Origin of the sequence: Campylobacter sp. CFSAN093260 (assembly GCF_012890095.1) — a bacterium.
GTDB classification, from domain to species: domain Bacteria; phylum Campylobacterota; class Campylobacteria; order Campylobacterales; family Campylobacteraceae; genus Campylobacter_D; species Campylobacter_D jejuni.
Genome location: NZ_CP040618.1, coordinates 1493756 through 1517561, shown reverse-complemented (window position 1 = coordinate 1517561; position 23806 = coordinate 1493756). Strand labels below are relative to the sequence as shown.

At 30.6% G+C, this 23806-nt stretch carries 25 protein-coding genes and 1 pseudogene; 16 read left to right on the top strand and 10 right to left on the bottom strand.

Annotation, left to right across the window (positions count from 1 at the left end; all coding sequences use genetic code 11):
* Positions 1-4: 4 nt before the first annotated feature.
* The 9 genes and pseudogenes from hisG to FBF22_RS08565 form a co-directional block, all read right to left on the bottom strand.
* Positions 5-904, bottom strand: coding sequence for an ATP phosphoribosyltransferase (hisG, locus tag FBF22_RS07660; protein WP_002858407.1), 900 nt, complete (start codon positions 902-904; stop codon positions 5-7).
* Positions 905-1076: 172 nt separating this feature from the next.
* A complete protein-coding gene (gene rplQ, locus FBF22_RS07655) occupies positions 1077-1430 on the bottom strand; it encodes a 50S ribosomal protein L17 (RefSeq protein ID WP_002851332.1) in 354 nt (117 codons plus the stop codon).
* A 3-nt stretch (positions 1431-1433) separates the two neighbouring features.
* Positions 1434-2447 (bottom strand): DNA-directed RNA polymerase subunit alpha, encoded by a 1014-nt coding sequence (locus FBF22_RS07650; protein WP_002855748.1) that lies wholly within the window; start codon positions 2445-2447, stop codon positions 1434-1436.
* Between the two features lie 12 nt (positions 2448-2459).
* Positions 2460-3086 (bottom strand): 30S ribosomal protein S4, encoded by a 627-nt coding sequence (rpsD, locus tag FBF22_RS07645; protein ID WP_002858938.1) that lies wholly within the window; start codon positions 3084-3086, stop codon positions 2460-2462.
* A 27-nt stretch (positions 3087-3113) separates the two neighbouring features.
* Entirely contained in the window at positions 3114-3506 is a 393-nt protein-coding gene (gene rpsK, locus FBF22_RS07640) for a 30S ribosomal protein S11 (protein ID WP_002779544.1), read from the bottom strand.
* Between the two features lie 9 nt (positions 3507-3515).
* Positions 3516-3881: a 30S ribosomal protein S13 gene (gene rpsM / locus FBF22_RS07635; protein WP_002800121.1), complete on the bottom strand. Its 366-nt coding sequence runs from the start codon at positions 3879-3881 to the stop codon at positions 3516-3518.
* Positions 3882-3883: 2 nt separating this feature from the next.
* Positions 3884-3997, bottom strand: coding sequence for a 50S ribosomal protein L36 (gene rpmJ, locus FBF22_RS07630; RefSeq protein ID WP_002781429.1), 114 nt, complete (start codon positions 3995-3997; stop codon positions 3884-3886).
* A 170-nt stretch (positions 3998-4167) separates the two neighbouring features.
* On the bottom strand, positions 4168-4386 hold the full coding sequence (infA, locus tag FBF22_RS07625; RefSeq protein ID WP_002781436.1) for a translation initiation factor IF-1: 219 nt from the start codon (positions 4384-4386) through the stop codon (positions 4168-4170).
* Between the two features lie 87 nt (positions 4387-4473).
* Positions 4474-5270, bottom strand: a pseudogene (locus FBF22_RS08565) (MBL fold metallo-hydrolase).
* Positions 5271-5357: 87 nt separating this feature from the next.
* Between FBF22_RS08565 and FBF22_RS07610 the strand changes: the two are divergent.
* Positions 5358-6653, top strand: coding sequence for an MFS transporter (locus FBF22_RS07610; RefSeq protein ID WP_002858936.1), 1296 nt, complete (start codon positions 5358-5360; stop codon positions 6651-6653).
* Between the two features lie 49 nt (positions 6654-6702).
* On the top strand, positions 6703-8334 hold the full coding sequence (locus tag FBF22_RS07605) for a multidrug ABC transporter permease/ATP-binding protein (protein WP_002851469.1): 1632 nt from the start codon (positions 6703-6705) through the stop codon (positions 8332-8334).
* Between the two features lie 19 nt (positions 8335-8353).
* Here FBF22_RS07605 and cgb read toward each other — a convergent pair whose 3' ends face one another.
* Positions 8354-8776 carry a single-domain globin Cgb gene (cgb, locus tag FBF22_RS07600; RefSeq protein WP_002867582.1) on the bottom strand — a complete coding sequence of 141 codons (423 nt, stop codon included), beginning with the start codon at positions 8774-8776 and terminating at the stop codon, positions 8354-8356.
* Positions 8777-8927: 151 nt separating this feature from the next.
* Here cgb and FBF22_RS07595 point away from each other — a divergent pair, with 151 nt between their 5' ends.
* From FBF22_RS07595 to nuoH, 14 genes are all read left to right on the top strand, one after another.
* Complete coding sequence (locus FBF22_RS07595; protein WP_002885615.1) at positions 8928-11705, top strand: FAD-binding and (Fe-S)-binding domain-containing protein; 2778 nt, start codon at positions 8928-8930, stop codon at positions 11703-11705.
* Between the two features lie 104 nt (positions 11706-11809).
* On the top strand, positions 11810-13345 hold the full coding sequence (locus tag FBF22_RS07590) for an ABC transporter substrate-binding protein (protein WP_032582194.1): 1536 nt from the start codon (positions 11810-11812) through the stop codon (positions 13343-13345).
* Complete coding sequence (locus tag FBF22_RS07585; protein WP_002858932.1) at positions 13345-14289, top strand: ABC transporter permease; 945 nt, start codon at positions 13345-13347, stop codon at positions 14287-14289. Before FBF22_RS07590 ends, FBF22_RS07585 begins: the two co-directional genes overlap by 1 nt.
* A complete protein-coding gene (locus tag FBF22_RS07580; RefSeq protein WP_079263623.1) occupies positions 14276-15070 on the top strand; it encodes an ABC transporter permease in 795 nt (264 codons plus the stop codon). The genes FBF22_RS07585 and FBF22_RS07580 overlap by 14 nt, the downstream gene beginning before the upstream one ends.
* Positions 15067-15777, top strand: a complete 711-nt coding sequence (locus FBF22_RS07575; RefSeq protein ID WP_016818313.1) for an ATP-binding cassette domain-containing protein — start codon at positions 15067-15069, stop codon at positions 15775-15777. The genes FBF22_RS07580 and FBF22_RS07575 overlap by 4 nt, the downstream gene beginning before the upstream one ends.
* On the top strand, positions 15770-16435 hold the full coding sequence (locus FBF22_RS07570) for an ATP-binding cassette domain-containing protein (protein ID WP_002858929.1): 666 nt from the start codon (positions 15770-15772) through the stop codon (positions 16433-16435). Before FBF22_RS07575 ends, FBF22_RS07570 begins: the two co-directional genes overlap by 8 nt.
* A 112-nt stretch (positions 16436-16547) precedes the next feature.
* Entirely contained in the window at positions 16548-16937 is a 390-nt protein-coding gene (locus FBF22_RS07565) for an NAD(P)H-quinone oxidoreductase subunit 3 (protein WP_002870000.1), read from the top strand.
* On the top strand, positions 16919-17422 hold the full coding sequence (locus FBF22_RS07560) for an NADH-quinone oxidoreductase subunit B (protein ID WP_002824974.1): 504 nt from the start codon (positions 16919-16921) through the stop codon (positions 17420-17422). The genes FBF22_RS07565 and FBF22_RS07560 overlap by 19 nt, the downstream gene beginning before the upstream one ends.
* A complete protein-coding gene (locus FBF22_RS07555) occupies positions 17419-18213 on the top strand; it encodes an NADH-quinone oxidoreductase subunit C (RefSeq protein ID WP_079263624.1) in 795 nt (264 codons plus the stop codon). Before FBF22_RS07560 ends, FBF22_RS07555 begins: the two co-directional genes overlap by 4 nt.
* A 1-nt stretch (position 18214) precedes the next feature.
* Entirely contained in the window at positions 18215-19441 is a 1227-nt protein-coding gene (gene nuoD / locus FBF22_RS07550; RefSeq protein ID WP_002885616.1) for an NADH dehydrogenase (quinone) subunit D, read from the top strand.
* Positions 19438-19665: an NADH-ubiquinone oxidoreductase subunit E family protein gene (locus FBF22_RS07545; RefSeq protein ID WP_002824979.1), complete on the top strand. Its 228-nt coding sequence runs from the start codon at positions 19438-19440 to the stop codon at positions 19663-19665. Before nuoD ends, FBF22_RS07545 begins: the two co-directional genes overlap by 4 nt.
* A complete protein-coding gene (locus FBF22_RS07540; protein WP_002870002.1) occupies positions 19662-20354 on the top strand; it encodes a hypothetical protein in 693 nt (230 codons plus the stop codon). The genes FBF22_RS07545 and FBF22_RS07540 overlap by 4 nt, the downstream gene beginning before the upstream one ends.
* On the top strand, positions 20351-22813 hold the full coding sequence (locus FBF22_RS07535) for an NADH-quinone oxidoreductase subunit G (protein ID WP_002885619.1): 2463 nt from the start codon (positions 20351-20353) through the stop codon (positions 22811-22813). Before FBF22_RS07540 ends, FBF22_RS07535 begins: the two co-directional genes overlap by 4 nt.
* Entirely contained in the window at positions 22806-23804 is a 999-nt protein-coding gene (gene nuoH / locus FBF22_RS07530; RefSeq protein WP_002885620.1) for an NADH-quinone oxidoreductase subunit NuoH, read from the top strand. The genes FBF22_RS07535 and nuoH overlap by 8 nt, the downstream gene beginning before the upstream one ends.
* Positions 23805-23806: the final 2 nt, after the last annotated feature.

Here is a 23806-nt window from a genome sequence, read left to right as displayed (position 1 = left end):
TTACTCACTTTAACATTTTTTCTATAGGCAGAACTAAAATCGAACTCGCACCTTCTTCTTTTAAAGCCTCCATGGTTTCCCAAAAAAGATTTTCTTTACTTACCATATGTAAAGCTACATTTTTTTCATCGTGTGCTAAAGGTAAGATAGTCGGTCTTTCAACTCCTGGAAGTAGGGCTTGAATTTTATCAAGCTTTTCTTTTGGAGCATGAAGCATAATGTATTTAGATTCTCTTGCTTGCATTACTCCTGCTACACGCAACATAATTTTATCCACTAAGGCTTGTTTTTCTTTACTTAAAGCATTTTCTTTTTGAATCAAACAAGCACGAGATTCATAAATGACTTTAACTTCTTTAAGATTGTTTGCTTGTAAAGTTGCCCCGCTTGAAACAAGATCGCAAATCGCATCGGCTAAATTTGCCCTAGGGGCTACTTCAACAGAACCTGTAAGCGTACAATTTTTATAATTAATCCCATTTTCTTTCATAAAACGCTTTAAAAGTTGTGGATAAGAAGTAGCTATCCTTAAGCCTTCAAAATCTTTCAAATTTTGAAATTTATTTTCTTGAGGTAAGGCAAGAGAAAGACGGCAATATCCAAAATCTAGCTTTTTTAAAAGCTTATAGCTTGGATTTTCTCCTAAAGACTGGCGTTCAAGTTCATTTTCTTCTAAAACATTTTCCCCTATAATGCCTAAATCTACAACCCCATCAAAAATAAGCCCAGGGATATCATCATCTCTAACGCGTAAAATATCTATGGGTAAATTTGTAGAAAAAGCGATCAAGCTTTGTTCATGGATATGCATTTTAACACCACATTCTGAAAGAAGCTCTATGGATTCTTTTGAAAGTCTACCTGATTTTTGTATCGCAATGCGTAAACGAGTGTTTTCTTGCATAACATATCCTTGAAATTAAAAATTAAAAACTTATATTAGCATAAGTAGTTGAATTTTTAGCAAGGGTTTTAGAAAATAAATAAATTTAATTTTATTTAAAATAATTATTTAAAACTTTTTATTTTTAAGGTATTTAATTGAAGTATTAATCCTAGCAAAAGCTAGGATTTGATTAAGCTACAAATTCGATGAAAGCCATTTCAGCAGCATCACCACGGCGAATTCTTGTTTTGATGATTCTTGTATATCCACCATTGCGATCTTTGAATTTTGGAGCAATTTCAGTCACTAATTTATTAGTAGCGTTTTTATCTTGTAATGAAGCAAAAACTGCTCTATGAGCGTTAAAATCTCCAAGTCTTGCTCTAGTAATCAATCTTTCTACATAACCTCTTAATTCTTTAGCTTTTGGTAGAGTAGTTTCGATTTTTCCGCTATTTACTAAAGCTATAGTTAAATTTTTTAATAAGGCAGCACGATGAGATGAAGTTCTGCCAAGTTTTCTATATCCATGTTTATGTCTCATTCTTTATCCTTCGTTTTGTGCTTTTAATTCTGCGATTTTATTTTTAAGTATTTCTTTATTATCGCTAAGCTTAGAAGTTCCCACAGGAAAACCTATGCTTTCCATGATGTTTTTAATTTCATCAAGAGATTTTTTACCTAAATTTTTAAGCCCTGCAAGTTCACTTACACTCATCAAAGCAAGCTCGCCTATGTAAACTACTCCTGCTTTTTCAAGACAATTATAACTTCTAGCACTTAAATTTAAATCTGTAATGTTTTGCAATAATTTAGTATTTTCTAGTTCATTGCTTGTTGCTTGATTTTTAATTACGCTTCTAACATTGGTGATTTTATCAAATACTGATAATTGTTTATACATAGCTTCTAGAGCATTTTGAAAAGCTTCATTTGGAGTGATTTGTCCATCAGTTGTTACAGTTAAAACCACTTTTTCATAATCAGGATTATCTTCAAACAAAACTTTTTCAATATCATAGGTTGCTTCTCTTACAGGTGTAAAGAAAGCATCTAAAGCTATAAATTTAGGATCATTTATAAGCTCTTTAATTTCTTCGCTTGGTACATAGCCAATACCTTTTTCAACGATCAATGTGAATTTGAGTTCAGCATCTTCGTTGATAGTTGCTAGATAGGCGTCTTTGTTTACTACCTCTACTTGATCATTATTTAGATCTTTGCCGTAAATTTCTTTTGAGCCTTTAAAGCTAAATTCTACTATTTCTTTATTTGATTCGCCTTTAATTTTAAAGCGTAGTTTTTTTAGATTAATGATAAAAAGTGCTACATCTTCAAGCATACCACGCATGCTATCAAATTCATGAGCTACGCCATCAATATGGATCGCAGTTGGAGCATATCCTATGGTGCTAGTGTAAAGCAAACGGCGTAAAGGATGGGCTAGGGTGATTCCATAGCCGATCTCAAAAGGCCAAGCACTGATTTTAGCCACAGTATCACTAATGTTTTCTATTGTAAATTCTGTTGGCGTATAAGCAGATGTTGTAATATTTCTCATATTTAGCCCCTATTACTTAGAGTAAAGCTCAACGATAAATCTTTCCTCAACCGGAATGACAACTTCTTCTCTTTCAGGTTTTCTTGTGAAAATTCCAAATCTCTTATCTTTTTCAACATCAACCCAAGCAACGATTCCAGTTTGTGCTGTAAGTTCGATAGCTCTTGTTATTTGAGGATTGTTTTTGCTTTTTTCGATGATTTCGATTTTAGCACCTGCTTCTACTCTAAAGCTAGGAATATCCACTCTTTTACCATTTACTAAAATATGTCCATGTGTTACAAGTTGTCTTGCAAAACGACGTGTTGTAGCAAAACCCATTCTATATACCACATTGTCTAATCTTTGTTCTAAAAGCTGGATAAGTAATACCCCTGTATTTCCTTCTCTTCTTGCTGCTTCAGCAAATAAACGACGGAATTGCTTTTCGCTTACTCCATACATAAATTTAGCTTTTTGTTTTTCTCTTAATTGAAGTCCATACTCACTAATTTTACCTTTTCTTGCTCCGTGTTGTCCTGGCGCATAAGGGCGTTTGTCTAGTGCACTTTTGCCAGCTAGTCTTCTTTCTCCTTTTAATGCTAAGCTAACACCAAAGCGTCTTTCTAATTTTTCTACTGGTCCTCTATATCTTGCCATAATATTCTCCTAAATTTTTCTTATATCTTAGACACGACGACGCTTAGGCGGTCTGCAACCATTGTGAGCTAATGGAGTGATATCTTTTAAGAAAGTTACTTTGATTCCTTCCATAGCACCTACACTCTTAACAGCAGTTTCTCTACCGCTTCCTGGTCCTTGTACTTTAATGCCTACTTCTTTAATTCCGTGTTCTTTTGCTTTATTTAAAGCGTCTTCTACTGCTTGTTGTGCTGCATAAGGAGTTGATTTTTTAGAACCTTTAAATCCTAAACCACCTGCACTACTCCAAGCGATAGCATTTCCCATTTCATCAGTCACTGTAACCATAGTATTGTTAAAAGTCGCACTGATATAAACAATACCTTTTGCTATATTTTTTTTAACTACTTTTTTCTTTACGATTTTTCTTTTTGCCATGATTTATCCTTATGATTTTGCACCAACAGTTTTTCTCTTACCTTTTCTAGTTCTTGCGTTTGTTTTTGTTTTTTGTCCGCGAACTGGTAAGCCTTTTCTGTGTCTTAAGCCTCTAAAGCTTCCTAAATCCATAAGTGCTTTAATATCCATAGCAACTTGTTTTCTCAAATCCCCTTCAACCATATAGTTTTCTTGAATTTCTTTACGGATAGCTGCTGCTTCATCTTCACTTAACTCATGAACTCTTTTATCATAAGAAATTCCTACTTTATCTAGAATTTTTCTTGAAGTGAAAAGTCCTATACCATAAATATAGGTTAGTCCATACTCAATTCTTTTTTTCTTTGGTAAATCCACACCTGCAATACGAGCCATGTTTATCCTTGTCTTTGTTTATGTTTTGGATTTTCGCAAATAATGCGAACCACGCCTTTACGGCGAACTACTTTGCACTTGTCGCACATCTTTTTAACCGATGGTCTCACTTTCATGAGCGTCTCCTTAAATGAATTCCACTTGATTTACAACTACATCAGGTTTTATGAATAACCAACTATTTTTAAAATAAGTGGTGGATTTTAAAAATACTTCTTCATATAGTTCGATGTAATTTGTCGCAAAACTCTAATTTTATCTAAAATTAGCTTTTAAATAACTTAGATTATTTATATCTAAAAGTTATACGCCCTTTATCAAGGCTATAAGGTGTAAGTTCTACTTTTACTTTATCACCTGGCATTATTCTTATATAATGCATACGCATTTTTCCTGCAATATGACATAAAATTACATGTTTGTTGTCAAGTTCAACCTTGAAATTTGCATTAGGCAATGCTTCAAGTACGGTGCCATCAATTTCAATTACATCATCTTTTGCCAAAATTTTCTCCTTTCATGAAATAAAAAGGCTATAATTTTAGCAAAAATTATTAAAATTTTTACTTAATTTTTAGTAATTTTTAAGTAATTAACCTAAAAATTTAGGTTTGATAAAAGGCACATGAGTCCCTATAACTTTGAGTTTTCTTTCTTTAAATTCTTTAAGTAGTTTTTCCCTTGTTTGTATAGCCTCATTTTGATCTATATCAAATTTTATAGCGATTTTAGGTTTTGGGATTTGTATATCATAAAGATGAAGTAAATCTCCCCAAAAGACTATTTTATCATCAATTATGATAGCATTTTGACCTGGGGTATGCCCGTAAGCAGGTATGGCTTTAATGCTTGAATTTTGAAAGATCAAATCTTTGGAATGATCGATAAATTCTATATTTTTAAGTTTAAGCAAGGTGTTTTTAATTTCTTGTCTATCGCTTTTGATCCAAAAATCATATTCTTTTTTATCGATTAAAATTTGAGCTTTTGGAAAAAGATTTTCTTCGCTCATTAAAGCACCTATATGATCAGGATGTGCATGTGTTAAGATAATATGAGTGATATCTTTAAAATCGGTTTTGTGGATATGTAATTTTTCTTTAATGTATCAATAGTATCTAAAAACCCTGTGTCTATTAAAGCATTAAAATTTGGATTTTTTATCAGAGCAATATTATGCTCATTTCTTTTGATTTTTGTGCGAGTTTTTTCTATAAAATTCTTATCTTCATCGTTTTGTGGCACTAAAAAAGAAAATAATAAATTTAAAAATTCATCATCAGATTGTTTAAGCGAGATTATATGGGTTTGATTTGAACTTTTGCTTGTGGTTTTTTCTTCTAAAAAATAAAGATTGGTTTTTAAAAGGGTGGTTATAAAATTAAACATATTTATCCTTAAATTTTTTAGATAATATTTTGGAAATGATTATAGTATAATAAAAACAATGTTTTTAAAATTTAAGGTAATTAATCAATGAGAAAATCAAAATTTGGAACAAAGGAAATTAAGATCTTAGGACTTTCTTCACTAGGAGGAACTTTAGAATTTTATGATTTTATTATTTTTGTCTTTTTTGCTGAATATATAGCCAATGTATTTTTTCCTAAAGGTATGAGTGAATTTTGGGCTTTATTAAATACTTATGGAGCATTTGCAGCTGGATATTTAGCACGTCCTTTAGGTGGTATAGTTATGGCACATTTTGGAGATAAATTTGGGCGTAAAAATATGTTTATGCTAAGTATTTTACTAATGGTTCTTCCCACCTTTGTCTTAGCTTTTATTCCAGGTTATGAAACTCTTGGGTTTTTAGCTCCTATTTTATTGATACTTATAAGAATTTTTCAAGGCATAGCTATAGGTGGAGAATTGCCTGGAGCTTGGGTTTTTGTAAGAGAACATTGTCAAGAAAAACAAAAAGCTTTCTTTTTAAGCTGTTTAAATTCAGCTATGGCTTTAGGAATTTTGTTAGGAAGTATAGTATTTTTAATCATTAATGCTTTTTTTAGTATAGAAGAAATTGCTACTTATGCATGGCGTATTGCTTTTTTTGTAGGTGGAATTTTTGGGATTATTTCTATTTATTTGCGTAGATTTTTGCAAGAAACTCCTGTTTTTAAACAAATGAAAAAAGAATCATCGCTTAGTTCTTTTCCGCTTAAAGATTTATTTAAAGAAAAGGATATTGTAAAAAATTTATTTTCATCAATGATGATGACTTGGGTTTTAACAGGTTGTGTTATTGTGCTTGTTTTATTAATGCCTAAATTTATGCCTAGTATTTTAAATTTAAGTGGGGTTGAAGGAAGTTATTTACAGATATTAGGAATTTTGGGAATAGCTTTAGGCGGGGCTTTTATGGGTTATCTTGTAGATAAATTTGGTTTATTTAAAATTTGCATTTTCTTTTCTTTAACTTTTGTATTTTTTTCTTTTTTATATTTTTATGCTTTATATGAGCTTAAAAATTTGGTTTTGGTGTGTATTTTGTATTCGATTGTTTGTTTTTTAGGTGGGATTAATGTGTTCGCACCTATTTTAATGAGTGAAGTTTTTAGAGCTAAAATAAGATTTTCAGGAATTTCTTTTTCTTATAATATTGCTTATGCAATTTCAGGCGGTATTACTCCGCAACTCGTTTTTTGGCTTAATACACTTGCGAGTAAAAATGAAAATCCATTTTTATATGGTATGAGTATATATATGATTTTTTTAGCGTTATTGGCTATTTGTGCTGTTTTTATAGTAAAAGATAAAATAAAATTTTGATAATCACTCTTAAAATGTTATAATTAAAATTATATTTTGGAGTTTATAAATGCCTTTTATTATGGAATTACTTAAGCAAAATAAATTAAAGTTGATTTCTTTTTTGCTTTTTTCTTTTATTACAAGCGCTGTTGGAGTTTTAACTCTTGTTTTTATCAATGATTATTTGCTTAAAAATGCACAAAACATTCCTATTTTTTATTTTATTGTTTTGCTTTTGATATTTTTTATAAGTTCTACCATAGTTGAACTTGGACTTAGTATTTTTGGACAAAATTTTATTTTTAAAATGCAAAGGCGTGTAGTAAAGCAGATATTAGATACCCCTTTGTTAAGAGTGGCTAAAGTAGGTAAGGCTAGAATTTTAGCTTCTTTAGGAAGTGATGTGAGAAATATATCTTTTGGGCTTTTAAGATTGCCTGATTTTTTACAATCAAGTATATTGATTTTATGCACTAGTGTTTATTTATGTTATCTTTCACCACAAATTTTTGCTTTGTGTGTGGTATGGATTATGGTTATTTTTATTACTAATAATTTTTTGATGATGAAAGTATATCAGTATTTTAGAAAGGCAAGGGAAAATGATGATGCTTTGCAAAATAATTACCAAAATATACTAGATGGACATAAAGAACTTTTGATCAATCGTGATAGAGCCAAACTTTACTATGAAGATGAATTTGAAAATAATGCAAGATTGAAAAAGAAAAATAGTACTTTAGGCAATCTTTTTAACAATCTCTCAAACAACTGGACAAATGTAACTCTTTTGGCTTTAGTGGGTGTAGAGTTTTACTTAGCTTTAAAATTTGAATGGGCAAGTGTTGCAGATGCTACAACTATAGCTCTTTCTATTTTGTTTTTACGAACCCCTTTAGTATCTATGATAGGATCTTTTCCTACTTTGCTTTTGGCAAAAATCGCTTTGGATAAGATCGCAAAATTGGAATTAGATGATTATATAGAAGGTTTTAAAAAAACACATTATATTAGCGAATGGAAAAAAATTTCTTTTAGAAATACTCAATTTGCTTATGAAGAAAATTTTCACTTAAATCCTGTAAATATAGAACTTAAAAAAGGTGAATTGGTATTTTTAATAGGTAAAAATGGAAGTGGTAAATCCACTTTTTGTATGCTTTTGACAGGACTTTTTAAGCCAAGCAAAGGCGGAATTTATGTTGATGATACGCTTATAGATGATAAAAATTTAGATGAGTATAGATCTCTTATTTCTGCTGTTTTTAGCGATTTTCATCTTTTTACTAAAACCTTAAATAAAGAAAATTTTGCAAGCGAAGAAAAAATTGCTTTTTGGTTGGAGTTTTTAGAACTTAAAAATAAAACAAGTGTCAAAGATAATGAACTGACCTTAACCAAACTTTCTACAGGGCAAAAAAAGCGTTTAGCTATGCTTATAGCCTTGCTTGAAGAAAGGGATATTTTAGTGCTTGATGAATGGGCGGCTGATCAAGATCCTGTTTTTAGAAGATTTTTTTATAAAAAACTTTTACCTTTGCTAAAAGAGCAAGGTAAAACAATCTTTGCTATCACACATGATGATGCATATTTTGATAGTGCTGATAGAATTTTCTTGGCTCAAAATGGTGAAATCAGCGAATTAAAGGGTGAGAATATAAAGGAATTAGCTAAAAATTTAGTAGAAAAATTTGATTAAAGCCCAAAATGGGCTTATATTATTTATCATAGAGCTTTTTTTCTATATCGATATAAAATTTAGCAATTTTTCCATAAGCAACTTCCCAAGCTTTAAGAGTAGCTTCGTCAGGATTTAAAAGATTTTTAATAGCCTTTAAAAGGCAAGCTCCAACTATAGGATAATGCTCTTCTTTAACTCCTAAATTAACATGAGTTATGGCAACTTTATCAACAAAGTTTCTCATATTTTCTAAATTTTCTATATTTTTAGCCGCCATTAAAATCGCCATTGCTAAAGCTTTTGGTTGTTCTCCTGAAATTTGTTTTTCCATATTAAACATAGGTTTTACCTCAGGATAATCATTAAACATTATTTTATAAAACTCATTGGTTAAATCCTCTCCATTTTTTTGCAAAATAGGCACACAATCTTTGATGATTTGAATTTGTTCTTTTGTCATAGTTTCTCCTTTTTGTTGTAAAAGAGATATTTTATATCTTAAAAAGGAGAAAAAAATTGACTTGTGTTAAAATTATGCTCAAAAATATAAATTTAAAATTATCTTTAAATTATTAAATTATATAATTGATAATAAATTAAAAAGAGGGACTATGGCAAATTTTAAAGCTTTTTATAATGAGGCTAAGTATATTTTTAAGGATAGAATTTTTAATGATTATGCTAGATGCTATGCTTATGGCATTGATGCGTCGTGTTATTTTTATATTCCAAAAATAGTGATTATTGCTAAAAATGAAGATGAAATTAAGCAAATTATTCAATTAGCAAATACTTATAAAACTCCTATAACATTTAGAGCAGCAGGTACAAGTTTAAGTGGACAAAGCTCTTGTGATGGAGTACTTGTAGTGATTAAATTTGCTTTTAAAAAAATAAAAATTAACAAAGACGCTAGTGAAATTACTTTAGGATGTGGTGTAGTAGGCATTCATGCTAATGAAAGTCTTGCTTTTTTGAAGAAAAAAATAGGACCTGATCCAGCTACTATAAATTCAGCTTTAATTGGAGGGATTGTAAATAACAATTCAAGCGGAATGTGCTGCGGAACTAAGGATAATAGCTATAAAACCTTAAGAAGCATTAGGGTGATTTTGGCAAATGGTAGTATGCTTGATACCAGTGATGCTTTAAGCGTGGCTCGATTTAAAGATGAAAATAAAAAATTAATTAATGAACTTAGAGAGATCAAAGAAGAGATTAATGCCAATAAAGAATTAAAAGATTTAATAATCAAAAAATTTAAAATCAAAAACACCACAGGTTATAGCCTTAATGCCTTTGTTGATTATGATGATGAAATAGATATTTTAGCACACTTGCTTATTGGCTCTGAAGGGACTTTGGGATTTGTAAGCGAAGTTAAGCTTGCTGTTTTGGATGATTTGGAATTTAAGGCCTGTGCTTTATTGTTTTTTGATAATATCAATAATGCTGCAAACACTATAAAAGAATTTGCTAAAGTTGATTTTGTAAGTTCTGCTGAAATAATGGACTATGCAAGTTTAAAAGCTGCATCAACTTATGATGAGTTAAGAGATATTTTAGCTGATATTAAAGAGGGTAATACTTGTGTATTGATCCAAAGTGAGCATAGTAATGAGCTTAAGCTTGATGAAAATATAAATAAAATAAAAGAAATTTCCAAACTGGCTTATAAGTCATATTTTAGCAAGAATAAGGCCGAATATGATTTATGGTGGAAGATTAGAAAAGCACTCTTGCCTATAGCAGCTAGTCTTAGAAAGGCAGGTTCAACGGTAATTACTGAAGATGTGTGTTTTAATATCGAGGATTTAGCCGATGGAATTAAAAGCATTCAAGAATTGTTTTATAAATATGGCTTTGGTGATAATGGAATCATTTTTGGCCATGCATTAGCAGGCAATATCCATTTTATTATCACACCGGATTTAAACAATAAGCTTGAATTTGATAATTTTTCAAATCTAGTTAAAGAAATGTCTAATATAGTAGCTTCTTATGGTGGAAGTATAAAAGCTGAACACGGCACAGGGCGTATGGTGGCACCTTTTGTGGAGGTAGAGTGGGGTAAGCAAGCTTATTTGATCAATAAAAAAATCAAAAGTATCTTTGATAAGGATAGTTTATTTAATCCCGATGTAATCATTAGCGATGATAAAGATATTTATAAGAAAAATATCAAACAAGTCAGTTGGATTGATGAGAAATTAAATACCTGTATGGAATGTGGATTTTGCGAAAGATTTTGTCCATCAAATGAATATACAATTACTCCAAGACAAAGAATTGCGATCTTACGAGAGATCAAACGCCTTGAAAGCTTAAATGATGATGAGTCAAAAGCAAAATTAAAGGATATTAAAAAATATTACAATCATTTAGTAGACAGCTCTTGTGCTGCTTGTGGGGTGTGCTCTTTTTCATGTCCTTTGGGGATTAATTTTGCTGATTTTTCATTAAAATATAGAAAAAATAATATAGGATTTATATCTAAAATTTTAGGAAATCTAGCATATAAAAATCATGAAAAAACTCTAAAAATTGCTAAATTTTCATTAAGTATCGCAAATAAATTTGATAATTTAAGTCTTGATAATAAGCTCGAAAAAGCAAGCAATTTTCTTAGCATTATACCAAGAACTAGGGCGTATTTGCCTAAGGTGAATGATTATGAGTTAAAAAGTCGTAAAAGAGCTTGCAATGTGGTTTATTTTACAAGCTGTCTTAATAAAAGCTTTAAACCAAATGAAAAAATGCATGATAAAAGAAGTTTGCAAGAAGTATTTGAGAGCTTGTGTAAAAAAGCAAATATAGGCATTATTTATGCACCCAATGATTTATGTTGTGGTAAGGCTTATGAGAATTTTCAAGATATCCAAGATAAAAATATACAAAAAATCAATGATTTTTTAAGCAATATAGACTCGCCCATAGTGTTAGATCATAGTGCTTGTAGTGCTAAGTTAATTAGCGATCATTTAAAGTATGAAATTTATGATTTAAGCGAGTATTTATTAAAATTTATTGCTCCTAAGTTACGCATTAATAAAATCAATGAGAATGTAGGATTATATATCATGTGTGCTGCTAGAAAGCTTGGTTTAAATGAAAATATAATCAAGCTTGCAAAGCTATGCACGAATGGAAAAGTATTAATAGATAATGATACCTATTGTTGCGGGTTTGCTGGATACAAGGGCTTTTTCAAGCCTCAATTAAATATTAATGCTACAAAGGGCTTTAAAAAATTTTATGCCAAAACAAATATTAAGCGCGGGTTTAGTACATCAAGCACTTGCGAGATAGGATTAAGCGATGCTACGGGTATATCTTGGCAGCATATAGCGTATTTATTGGATGAATGCAGTGAGAAGCAATTTAATTGATAAATAAAACTCCATAATTTAAAGCAAATTATCCCCCTATAGGGCTTGTGGCTTCTTATTTTTTATTTTATAATTTTTTTAATTTTAAATTTGAGGAGTTACAAGTGCTTAGATGGTTTATTTTACTATTTTTATTGTTTTTCAATGTTGAGGCTAAAATTCCAAAAGATACTTTAATCGTAGCTGTGGAAAATGAAATTTCAAGGATAAATCCTGCATATAGCGAAGATCATGATGCGGTGATTAATCTTGTATTTTCAGGACTTACGCGTTTTGATGAGCATATGAGTTTAAAGCCTGATTTAGCTGCGTCGTGGAATGTTAGCAAGGATGGACTTAGCTATGATATCTTTTTGCGTGAAGATGTTTTGTGGCACGATGGAGTGAAATTTAGTGCCGATGATGTTAAATTCAGTCTTGAAGCTTTTAAAAATCCTAAAAATAATTCTTCTATTTATGTGAATTTTGAAGATATTAAAAGTATAGAAATTTTAAATCCTTATCATCTTAAAATCACGCTTTCTAAACCTTTTCCTGCATTTTTAGATGCTTTAAGTATAGGAATGCTTCCTAAACATTTGCTTAGTGATAAAGACTTAAATACTGCTTCTTTTAATCAAAATCCCATAGGCACAGGTCCTTATAAATTTGTAAAATGGAAAAAGGGCGAATATGTAGAGTTTAAAGCTAATGAGAATTTTTATCTTACAAAAGTAAAAACCCCAAGACTTATCATCAAACATATTTTTGATCCTTCGGTTGCAAGCGTAGAGCTTAAAAATGGCAAAATTGATGCGGCTTTGATTGATGTTTCTTTATTGAATATTTTTAAAAAGGATGAAAATTTTAAAATTTTGCGTGAAAGATCTGCTGATTATAGAGCTTTAATGTTTAATTTAGAGAATGAATTTTTAAAAGATATTCAAATAAGAAAGGCTTTAAATTATGCTGTTGATAAGCAAAGTATAGTCAAAAATCTTTTGCATGATTATGGTTTTGTAGCCAATCATCCTTTAGAGCGTTCTTGGGCGGATTCTAAAGCTTTTAAAACTTATGAATACAATCCTAAAAAAGCCCAAGATTTGATTTTGGCTTTAGGTTTTAAGAAAAACGATGAGGGTATTTTTGAAAAAGATGGCAAGATTTTAGAATTTGAAATTTGGGCGATGAGTAATGATCCTTTAAGGGTAAGTTTGGCTGGAATTTTGCAAAGCGAATTTAGAAAAATAGGAGTTGTAAGCAAGGTGGTGGCTAAACCTGCTGGAAGTTTTGATTATTCTAAAGTAGATAGTTTTTTAATAGGCTGGGGAAGTCCTTTAGATCCTGATTTTCACACTTTTAGGGTATTTGAAAGTTCGCAAGATAGTGCTTTAAATGATGAGGGTTGGAATTTTGGACATTATCATGATAAAAAAGTGGATATAGCCTTGCAAAAAGCAAGAAACACTTCAAATTTGGAAGAGAGAAAAAAATATTATAAAGATTTTATAGATGCTTTGTATGAAAATCCTCCTTTTATTTTTTTAGCCTATCTTGATTTTGCTTTAGTTTATAATAAAGATTTAAAAGGTATCAAAGCAAGGACTTTAGGTCATCACGGAGTGGGTTTTACTTGGAATGTTTATGAGTGGAGTAAATAGTGCTAAAACGCTTAGTTTTTAGTATTGTCGTAGCATTTTTTAGCACTTTTTTATGTTTTGTTTTACTTCATTTTAGTAAAGGCAGTATAGCTTATGCTAATGGAGTTAATTCACAAAGTAAAGAATTTGTTCAAAGAATAGAACAAAATTTAGGGCTTGATAAGCCTTTGCTAGAGCAGTATAAAATTTGGCTTTTTAAGGCTTTAAAAGGAGATTTAGGAGTTTCTTTTTTAAGTGGAGAAAGTGTTTTAAAGCTTATAAAAGAAAGAATTTTTAATACTTTTATTTTGGGTTTTAGCGCCTTAATGCTTTTATTTTTACTCAGTGTTTTTTTGGCACTTTTGGGATATTCTTATAAAGAAAGTTTTATAGATAAAATCATCACTTTTTTAGCTTTTAATTTTTTTGCTTTACCTCCTTTTGTTTTGGCTTTATTGTTTGTTTTGATTTTTGGAATTTTTTGGAAAATTTTGCCTGTTATGGGAAGTAGTGATATAGGCTTTGAAGATGATTTTTTAAATCGTTTAGAGCATTTGATTTTGCCTGTTTTGGTGCTCGTTTTATCACATTTGGCGTTATTTTTAAGGATTGCTAGAAATTTTATCAATGAAAGTTTTTCTCAAATTTTTATTCAAAATTTATACGCTAGAGCTTTAAGGGAGAAAGATATTTATTTTTTAGTTCTGAAATATTCTTTAAGCCCTATTGTGGCTTATTTTGGGGGAAGTGCTTTAAGTTTTATGATGGGAACTTATGTGGTAGAAAGTGTCTTTGCTTACGAGGGACTTGGGTCTTTACTTTTTAAAAGTATTATTTTTAAAGATTATCCTGTTGTACTTGCACTTATATTTTTTAGCGTTTTGCTTGCAGCATTTTTTACATTTTTAAGTGATATTGTAGCTAGGATTTTAAATCCTAGATTAAGAAGGCTTGATTTTGTTTAAATTTCTTATCATTCTTGCGCCTTTAATTTTTTTGTTTTTATGCGCCTTGTTTGCACCTTTTTTGGCTCCTTTTGATATTTTAAGCACTCATTTAGAAAATTTGCATCAAGCTCCTAATTTTACTTATATTTTAGGGACTGATTTTTTAGGCAGGGATTTGTTTTCTCGTTTGCTTTTTGCTTTGAGAAATTCTTTGATTATAGGTGTTGGTGGATCTTTATTGTCTATTATCTTTGCTTTGTGTTATTTGTTTTTAGCGCGATGTTTTTTTTATGTTTTTTGGATGCGTATTTTAGAGTTTTTTTTAGCCTTGCCTGCTTTTTTACTTATGATGTTTTTTCAAAGTATGATAACTTCTGATGTGTTTTTGATGATTTTTTTAATCGCTTTAATTCATTGGTGTTTCATAGCAAGAATTATAGAAAGTGAATTAAAAAGACTTGAAAATTTAGATTTTTACAAAGCAAATATAGTGCTTGGAAGAACTAAATTTAGAGCTTTTTTTAAAGATTTAATACCTGCTTTAAAAACACTGATTTTTACACTTTTTATATTTAATATCGTTCATGCTATAGCCACAGAAGCTACTTTGAGTTTTTTTGGACTGGGTTTAGGATTTGAAATTCCAACTTTAGGTACTCTTTTGAGTGAGTCTTCAAACGCAGTTTTTATAGGCGCTTGGTGGATGATACTTTTTCCACTTTTAAGCTTGCTTTTGTTGTTTTTACCTCTTTTATGGTTGGGTAATTTTTTACAAAAAATTTGGGGTATAAGATCTTGAAGGTAAGAAATTTAAATATCAGTTTGAAGAATAATTTATTGCTTAAGGATATTAATTTAGATATAAAAACAGGCAAAACTTTAATGATACTAGGACAAAGTGGAGTGGGTAAAAGTTTGTTGGGAAAAGCTTTGGTAAGACTTTTAGATTCTAATTTCACAATAAGTTTTGATGAATTAAGTTTTCATAATTCTTGTATTTTTAATTTTAATAAAGAAGAACTTAGAAATTTTCGTTCTAAGGTGGCACTTGTTTTGCAAGATGCAGAGCTTAGTCTTTATCCTTATTTGGATATTGGAAATTTATGTCATCTTGTTTTAAAAACTCATACAAAATTAAAACAAAAAGAAAGAAAAGATTACGCTTTTTCTTATTTTCAAAAATTAGGATTTGAAAATCTTGATCGTTTGTGGCATTCTTATGCTAATGAATTAAGTTTGGGTATGGCAAGAAGGGTGAGCCTAGCTTTGGCATTATTAAATCAACCCCAAATTTTAATTTGTGATGAAATCACAGCTTCTTTGGATAAAGAAAACGCTTCTAAGATTATATCGATTTTAAAAGAATTAAAAAATACTACAGCCTTAGTTTGCATCACTCATGATTTAAATTTGGTAAATTCTTTAGCAGATGAAATTCTTATGCTAGAAAAAAATAGTTCAAATTTATATAGCTTAAATGAGTTTTTAAGGTATTATAATGCTTAAAGTTTGTAATTTAAGTAAGTTTTATGAGCTTAAAAAGCATTGGTATTTAAAAAAAGAAAGACATATTATTTTTGATAATATCAATTTTTCTTTAAATGAAAATGACAATTTAATAATTTTAGGTAAAAGTGGTGCGGGTAAAAGCACATTAGCTAGAATTCTTTGTTTTTTAGAAGATCCAAGTGAGGGTGAGGTATGGTATGAAAATCTTAACTTACACAAGCTTGATAAAAACAAACAAAGACTTTTAAGAAAGCAAATTCAGTATTGCTTTCAAGATCAAAAAATGGCTTTAAACCCTTATAAAAAAATCAAAAATCTTATACAAGATGGTTTGGAAAATTTTAATTTACAAAAGAATGATGACTTGATTTTAGAATTTTTTGATTTTTTTAGTCTAAAAAAGCAAATTTTAAAACAAAAACCCTATGAGTTAAGTGGAGGAGAAGCCACGCGTGTAGGTCTTATCCGTGCTTTGGTTTTAAATCCTAAATTGTTGATTTTAGATGAAATTACTTCAGCACTTGATATTAAAACTTCTAAAGAAATTTTAACTTTTTTATATGACTATCAGCAAAAAAATAATATTTCTTATATATTTATAAGCCATCAAAGTGATCTTTTTTATAAATTTAATCATAAAAAATTAAAACTTTAAAAAATATTTTTTAATATAAGTTTCAATATAGAAAGTTTAGAGTAAAATAAAGAAAAGTGTAAATTTAATTTTTGTTGTGGAGTGATTAAAGTGCTTTAAAAAAGGAGAATAAATGTCTCATATAGATGCTTCGCATCCTTATTTTGGTATTTTTTTAATGCTAGTACTTGCTAGTGTTATTTTTTTCGGACTGGTTTTTTTAGCTTCAAAAATCGGTAATAATTTTGCCGCAAAAAATCGCAAAAAATTAGGACTTGGAATTTATGAATGTGGTCCTATTCCTGTTAAACAAGCTAACAAGATTAACTCTCAATTTTTCATCATCGCCTTAATCTTCATACTTTTGGATATAGAAGTTGTGTTTTTATTTCCTTGGGCTTTGATTTTTAAAGATTTAGGTTGGTTTGGGCTTTTAGAAGTTTTTATTTTTATCGTACTTTTAGGAGTTGGATTTTTATATGCTTATAAAAAAGGAGCGTTTGCATGGCAGAGCATCAAATAAATTATGCAAGTGGTTTGCCCGTAGTTTTAACTAGTGTTGATAAACTAGTTCAATGGGGCAGGAGTAATTCTTTATGGGCTTTATCTTATGGACTTGCCTGTTGTGCGATTGAGATGATGGCGGCTGGGGGTTCAAGATATGATTTTGATAGATTTGGAACGATTTTTAGAGCTTCACCACGCCATAGTGAAGTGATGATTATCGCAGGAACTTTATGTAAAAAGCATGCTGAATTTACAAGAAGACTTTACGATCAAATGCCTGATCCTAAATGGGTGATTTCTATGGGAAGTTGTGCCAATACAGGCGGTATGTTTAATACTTATTCTACGGTTCAAGGAGTGGATAGAATTATACCTGTAGATATTTATGTGCCAGGCTGTGCTCCACGCCCCGAAAGTTTTCAGTTTGCTTTGATGATTTTGCAAAAAAAGATCCGCAAAGAAAAAGCAAGTCGTAAAATCGCACCTAAAAGGTTGGTATAATGAGAAAGTATAGCGATAAAAAAAATGCTCAAACTCAAAATTATTACAAAGATAGATTTTATCACGCGCCACACACTGTAAAATCTGATGTTAATGAAAGTGTTTTTAAAGAGGATTTTGAAGTTTTAAAAACTCAAGTAGAAATTTTAAATTCCTTTGTAGAGCTTGATTTTTGGGTAATAGAAATTAAAAAAGAAGACAATGTTAAAACCTTGCAAATGCTTAAAACTTTAGGGTATTTAAGTTTTACAGAGGCAAGTGCTATTGATTTTGTAGCAGATAAAAATGGTTTTGAAGTGTTTTATCAGCTTTTAAATTTAGAAAAAAGATTAAGAGTGAGAATAAAAACTTTTGTAGGCGTAAAAGAGCGTTTGCAAAGCGTGGCTCATATTTTTAAAGGAGCAAATTGGAGTGAGAGAGAAATTTATGATATGTTTGGAATTTTCATCATAAATCATCCCAATTTAAAACGCATTTTAATGCCTGATGATTGGTTTGGACATCCGCTTTTAAAAACTTATCCTTTAAAGGGCGATGAGTTTGCAAGATGGTATGAGATTGATAAAATTTTTGGCAAAGAATATCGTGAAGTAGTGGGCGAAGAGCAAAGAGATTCTGGTTTTGCTGATGATAAAGATACGCTAAATTTTGCAAGACTTTATCATGAAGTGCCAAAAGGTAGTCAAAAGAAGGAAATTTCCTTTAAACAAGAATATCAAGAAGATGAAGGCGTGGCTTTTGTAAAAAAAGTAAAACGTGATGAAGCAAAAATTTTAGAGAAAAGGCGTTAAAATGCAAATTCCTAGCAAGTTAAAACCTTATTATGAAAATATAGCTTTTGAGCAAGAAGACTCAAAGATGATTATCAATTTAGGCCCTCAACATCCTTCAGCACATGGAAATTTACGCCTTATTTTAGAACTTGATGGAGAGCAAGTTGTAAAAGCGCGTCCTTGTATAGGTTATATGCATCGTGGTATGGAAAAAATGGCTGAAAATATGATTTATCAAGAGTTTATTCCTACTACTGATAGAATGGATTATATCGCTGCTTCAGCGAATAATTATGCTTATTGTGCAGCGGTTGAAAAGCTTTGTGGTTTAGAGATTCCACGCCGTGCCGCAGTGATACGCATGATACTTTTAGAATTAAACCGTATCACATCACATTTGCTTTGGCTTGCCACTCATGCGCTTGATATTGGTGCGATGAGTGTGTTTTTATACTGTTTTAGAGAACGTGAGTATGTTTTGGATTTGATAGAAAAGTATTGTGGTGCAAGGCTTACGCATTCTTCTATGAGAATAGGTGGGGTTATGCTTGATTTACCTGAGAATTATTTAGAAGAAATGCTTGCATTTTGCGATAAATTTCCAAATGATTTAAAAGATTATGAAGATCTTTTAGATGATAATAGAATTTGGCGTTTAAGAACTGAAAATGTAGGTGTAGTTACTAAAGAACAAGCTTTAAACTGGGGTTGTACGGGTGTGATGCTAAGAGGAAGTGGCATAAAATACGATATACGCAAAGAAGAGCCTTATTTGCTTTATAATGAAGTCAAATTTGGCGTGCCTTATGCTACGCAAGGGGATTCTTATGCAAGATATAAAGTTTATATGCAAGAATTTCGTGAAAGTTTGAAAATCCTTAGACAATGTGCCATGCTTTATAAAGATACTCCACCTGAAATTTTAGCTACGCATCCTGAGTATGTAAGTGCTTCAAAGGAACAAATTTTAACGCAGAATTATTCTTTAATGCAGCATTTTGTTTTAATCACTCAAGGTTTAAAACCCCCTAAAGGCGAAGTTTATGTGCCTACTGAAAGTCCAAAAGGTGAGCTTGGCTTTTTTATCCATAGTGATGGTACAGGAAGACCTTATCGTTTAAAGGCTAGAACGCCTAGTTATTGGCATTGTGCGTTTTTTGAAGAAATGCTTGTAGGTACTTATTTAGCTGATGTTGTAGCCATTATGGGTAATGTAAATATAGTTTTAGGTGAGATAGATCGATGAGAAGGGTAGATTTAAGAAAAAGCAAAGAGCTTTTTGAAGATTTAGCACAAATCATAAAAGAAGCAAAACAAGGTGAGGTTTTAGTGGTGCTTTTTGAAATCGGCGATTTTTCTCCTGTTGAAAAAAGTTTTTCTTTTGTAAAAGAACAAGGCTGTGAGCTTTTAAATTCTTTGAAATTTAATCAAGTCGATTGGACTATTGTTATAAAAAAGGAGAGAGTATGATTTATGATAATGCTCTTTGTTTTTTAGATATGCCAAGCCTTAAAAACAAAAATTTATGTGAAAAAATAGGTGTAAATAGTATTAATATTTCTTGTTTGGAAGATAAAAACTTAAAAGCTAAATTTTACAAATGCGAAATTGCAAGTTTGAGTTTTGTTTTGGCCTTGCTTTGTAAATTAAGCGATGAAGGACAATTTTGCGATTTAGATGAGGGATATTTAAGTGCTGAATCTTGTTTTGGAGAGGAAGAAGCAGGCGAAGTGCTTGCTTTTTTAAAAGAGACTAAGTATTTAATTATAGATAAAAATATCCATTCTTATAAAGATAGTGAAAATATCAAATATTTTTTAAATTTCCTAAGTGTAAAATATGGATTAAAGATTTTAGATAGCGATGAAGAAGAATGCGATTTTAAAAAGGCAAAATTAAACACCCTAAAAGAACTCGATAATTATGACGGGTTAGTGCTTTTTAGAGCAAATTTGCAAGATAAAAATTTACATTGTTCAAAGCAATTTTTACAAATTGCAAAATGCAAAGATCAAAGTGAAGTTGAAATTTTGGCTAAAGATTTTAGTCTTAAAACCAAGCTTTGTTTAGATGAAAATTTACAAGGCACTATAGCTTTTTTAAATTATGAAAACAATGGTTTTGATTTTACTCCAATTCGCATAAAGGAAGCAAAATGACAGTTAAGATTAATGGTATAGATTGCGCCTTTGAAGAAGGCGAATATATTTTAAATATAGCAAGAAGAAATGATATTTTTATCCCAGCGATTTGCTATCTTTCGGGCTGTAGTCCTACTTTGGCTTGTCGTATGTGTATGGTTGAAGCTGATGGTAAAAAGGTATATTCTTGCAATACTAAAGCAAAAGAGGGCATGGTTGTAGAAAGTGATTTACAAAATCTTTGGGATGAAAGAAATGAGATCATGCAAGCTTATTGTATCAATCATCCTTTAGAATGTGGAGTTTGTGATAAATCAGGCGAGTGTGAATTGCAAAATTTCACTCATAAAAGTCGTGTAAATGTTCAAAAATATTGGATTAAAGACACGCATAAACCGCATAAACATTGGGGAATGATTAATTACGATCCCGCACTTTGCATAGTGTGTGAGCGTTGTATTACAGTTTGTAAGGATAAAATCGGAGAAAGTGCTTTAAAGACTGTTCCTCGTGGCGGAGATAGTGTGGACAATAGCTTTAAAGAGAGCATGGGAAAAGATGCTTATGCGATTTGGACTAAATTTCAAAAAAGTTTGATAGGCCCTACAAATGGCGACACGCTTGATTGTTCATTTTGTGGAGAATGTACAAGCGTATGCCCAACAGGAGCTTTAATAGGTTCGAAATTTCAATACACTTCAAATATTTGGGAACTTAAAAGAATCCCTGCTTCAAATCCGCATTCAAGCGATTGTGAGTTGATGTATTATGATATTAAGCAAAGCGGCATTAGCAATCAAAAAGAAAAAATTTATCGTGTGAGTAATGATTTTGCCTTTGCAAGTTTAAATAAGGCTGCAAGATTTGCTTTTGATACGCAAAATGAGGCGGATAAAGATGAAAAAGCCTTTAAAGAACTTGTGGAACTTTTTGAGAAAAATGAAATTAAAAACATTAAATTTAATAGTTTTATTACCAATGAAGAAGCTTTGATTTTACAAAATTTAAAAAAGAAATTTAATCTTTCTTTGATCAATGAAGAAGCTTTGAAATTTAAAGAATTTTTACAAGAATTTATCGCTAATTCTGGTGAGTTTTATAGCGCTAATACTCAAGATATAACAAAAAGTGATTTTTTGGTTGTAGCTGGAATGCTTTTAAGATATGATGCTCCAACGCTTAGCTATAAAATCAATAATGCTTTAGTGATGAATAAAGGCTCAGGGCTTTATTTTCATCCTATGGAAGATATGGGTATAGCAAAATATTCTAAAAATTTTATCTCGCACATTCATAAAAGTGGCGATGAAGAGCAAATTTTATATTTTTTACTTCAAAAATTTAGCCAAGATGAAGGTATCAAAACTCATTTAGCAGAGTTTTTTGTTAGTGAAAATAAAGAAATAGAAGAAAGTATCAACGAAGAAGTTGTAGAACAAGTCATAGAAAAAGATGAAGAAGGCAATGAAATTCAAAAAGAAGTAAAAAAAGTCGTGCCTAAGAAAGTGAAAAACAACATAGAAGTACAACGCTCTGTTTTTGCTAAAAATTTAGGCATAGATGAAGATAAATTAGAAGATTTATTGCTTAAAAAAGCAAATTTTACTCTTGTTATAGGGAGTGATTTTTATTTTCATAAAAATGCGAAAAAACTTGCTAAATTACTTGCTTTGATCCAAAATACCACTCCTTTTAAAGTCTTTTTAAATCCTACGCATACTAATACCTTAGGTGTGGCTATGATTTGTGATTTGGATAACAATACACAAGAAGGCAAGACTTTAGGCTACAATGAAAAAGGTGATTTTAGTTTTTCTTATGAAGAGCATGCAAATTTAGCTAGTGCGAGTTTAAATCAGCAAGAAGGAACTTTTTTAAATTATGATAAAAGAGTGGTACCAACTAACGCTGCTTTAGAATTTAAGGGATATTTTTTAAATGATTTGGCTAACGCTTTAGGTTTTGATGAGGAATATACTATAAATTATACCAAGAGACTCCCTATAAATAAAGGTTTTTCTCCGATTGATTTTGATCATTTAGACAATTTTTATACCAATGCAGGCGATTGTAAAAGGGGATATGAGCTTAATTTAGAATGTTTTAAACAAGTTGCTAAAAAAGAATTCATCTCTCCAAATTTTGAAAATTTAAACCTAAAAGAAGATGAAATTTTGCTTTATAGTGCTAATCCTAGCTATCAATTTGGTAGATTTTCAAATCGTGCTAGTGCAATTAATGAGGTGATTTTTTTAGCTGTAAGTGAAAATTTAGCTAAAGAAAAAAATTTAAAAGATAAAGATCTTGTAAAACTTAAAATAAAAGATAAAGAATTAAGCCTTAGTGTGCGTGTGGATAAGGACATAAAAAATGGAGCTTTCTTGCCGTATTTTGATGAAAAACTTGACACGCTAAGCTTTTTTGATGAAAGATTTGTTGTGGCGAATTTAGAAAAATTAGGAGCAAGCCATGAGTGATTTTGCTTTTTTTGCTTTAGAGGCTTTGATTAAATGTATTATTATCATTGCAATATTTGCGAGTTTAGCAGGTCTTGCAACTTATGCTGAAAGAAAGGTTTTAGCTTATTTTCAAAGACGCATAGGGCCTGATATGGTAGGGCCTTTTGGGCTTATTCAACTTGTAGCTGATATGATAAAACTTTTTACTAAAGAAGATATAATCCCTTCAAATTCGCAAAAATTTATTTTTGCTATAGCACCTTTGATTTCTGCTATTTGTGCTTTTGTTTCTTTAGCAGCTATTCCTATGCTACCTGAATTTACTTTATTTGGAAAGGTAATTCAGCCTATAGTGGCAGATATCAATGTAGCTTTGCTTTTTGTCATCGGTACTTCAGGAATTTGCTTTTATGCGGTGTTTTTGGGTGGACTTGCAAGTAATAATAAATGGTCAATTTTAGGGGCTGCAAGAGGGCTTGTAGCGATTATTTCCTATGAAAGCGTAGGAGCTTTAGCTTTGATTGCTATTGTAATGCTTGTAGGTTCTTTTTCTTTGGTGGATATTAACAATTATCAAAGCGATGGATTTTTTTCTTGGCTTATTTTTAAACAGCCTCTAGCTTTTGTGCTTTTTATAATTGCTTTATTTATAGAGACTAATAGAACTCCGCTTTGTTTGACGGAAAATGATGCTGAAATTGTAGCGGGTTATGGAACGGAGTATTCGGGTTTAAGATGGGGTATGTTTTTTATAGGTGAATATGCTTCTATGATAGCTGGAGCTATTTTGGTAACTCTTTTGTTTTTAGGGGGTTTTAATAGCTTTTGGATTATTCCTGGTTGGATTATGATGATAGTAAAATCAAGTTTTATTTTCTTTTGGTATTTTTGGGCAAGAGCTGCTTTTCCGCAATTGCGTCCAGATCAAGTGATGAAAATGTGCTATTTGATCTTAATCCCTTTAGCGGTTTTAAACCTTTTAATCACTGCTTTGGCAGTTCTTTTATAGGA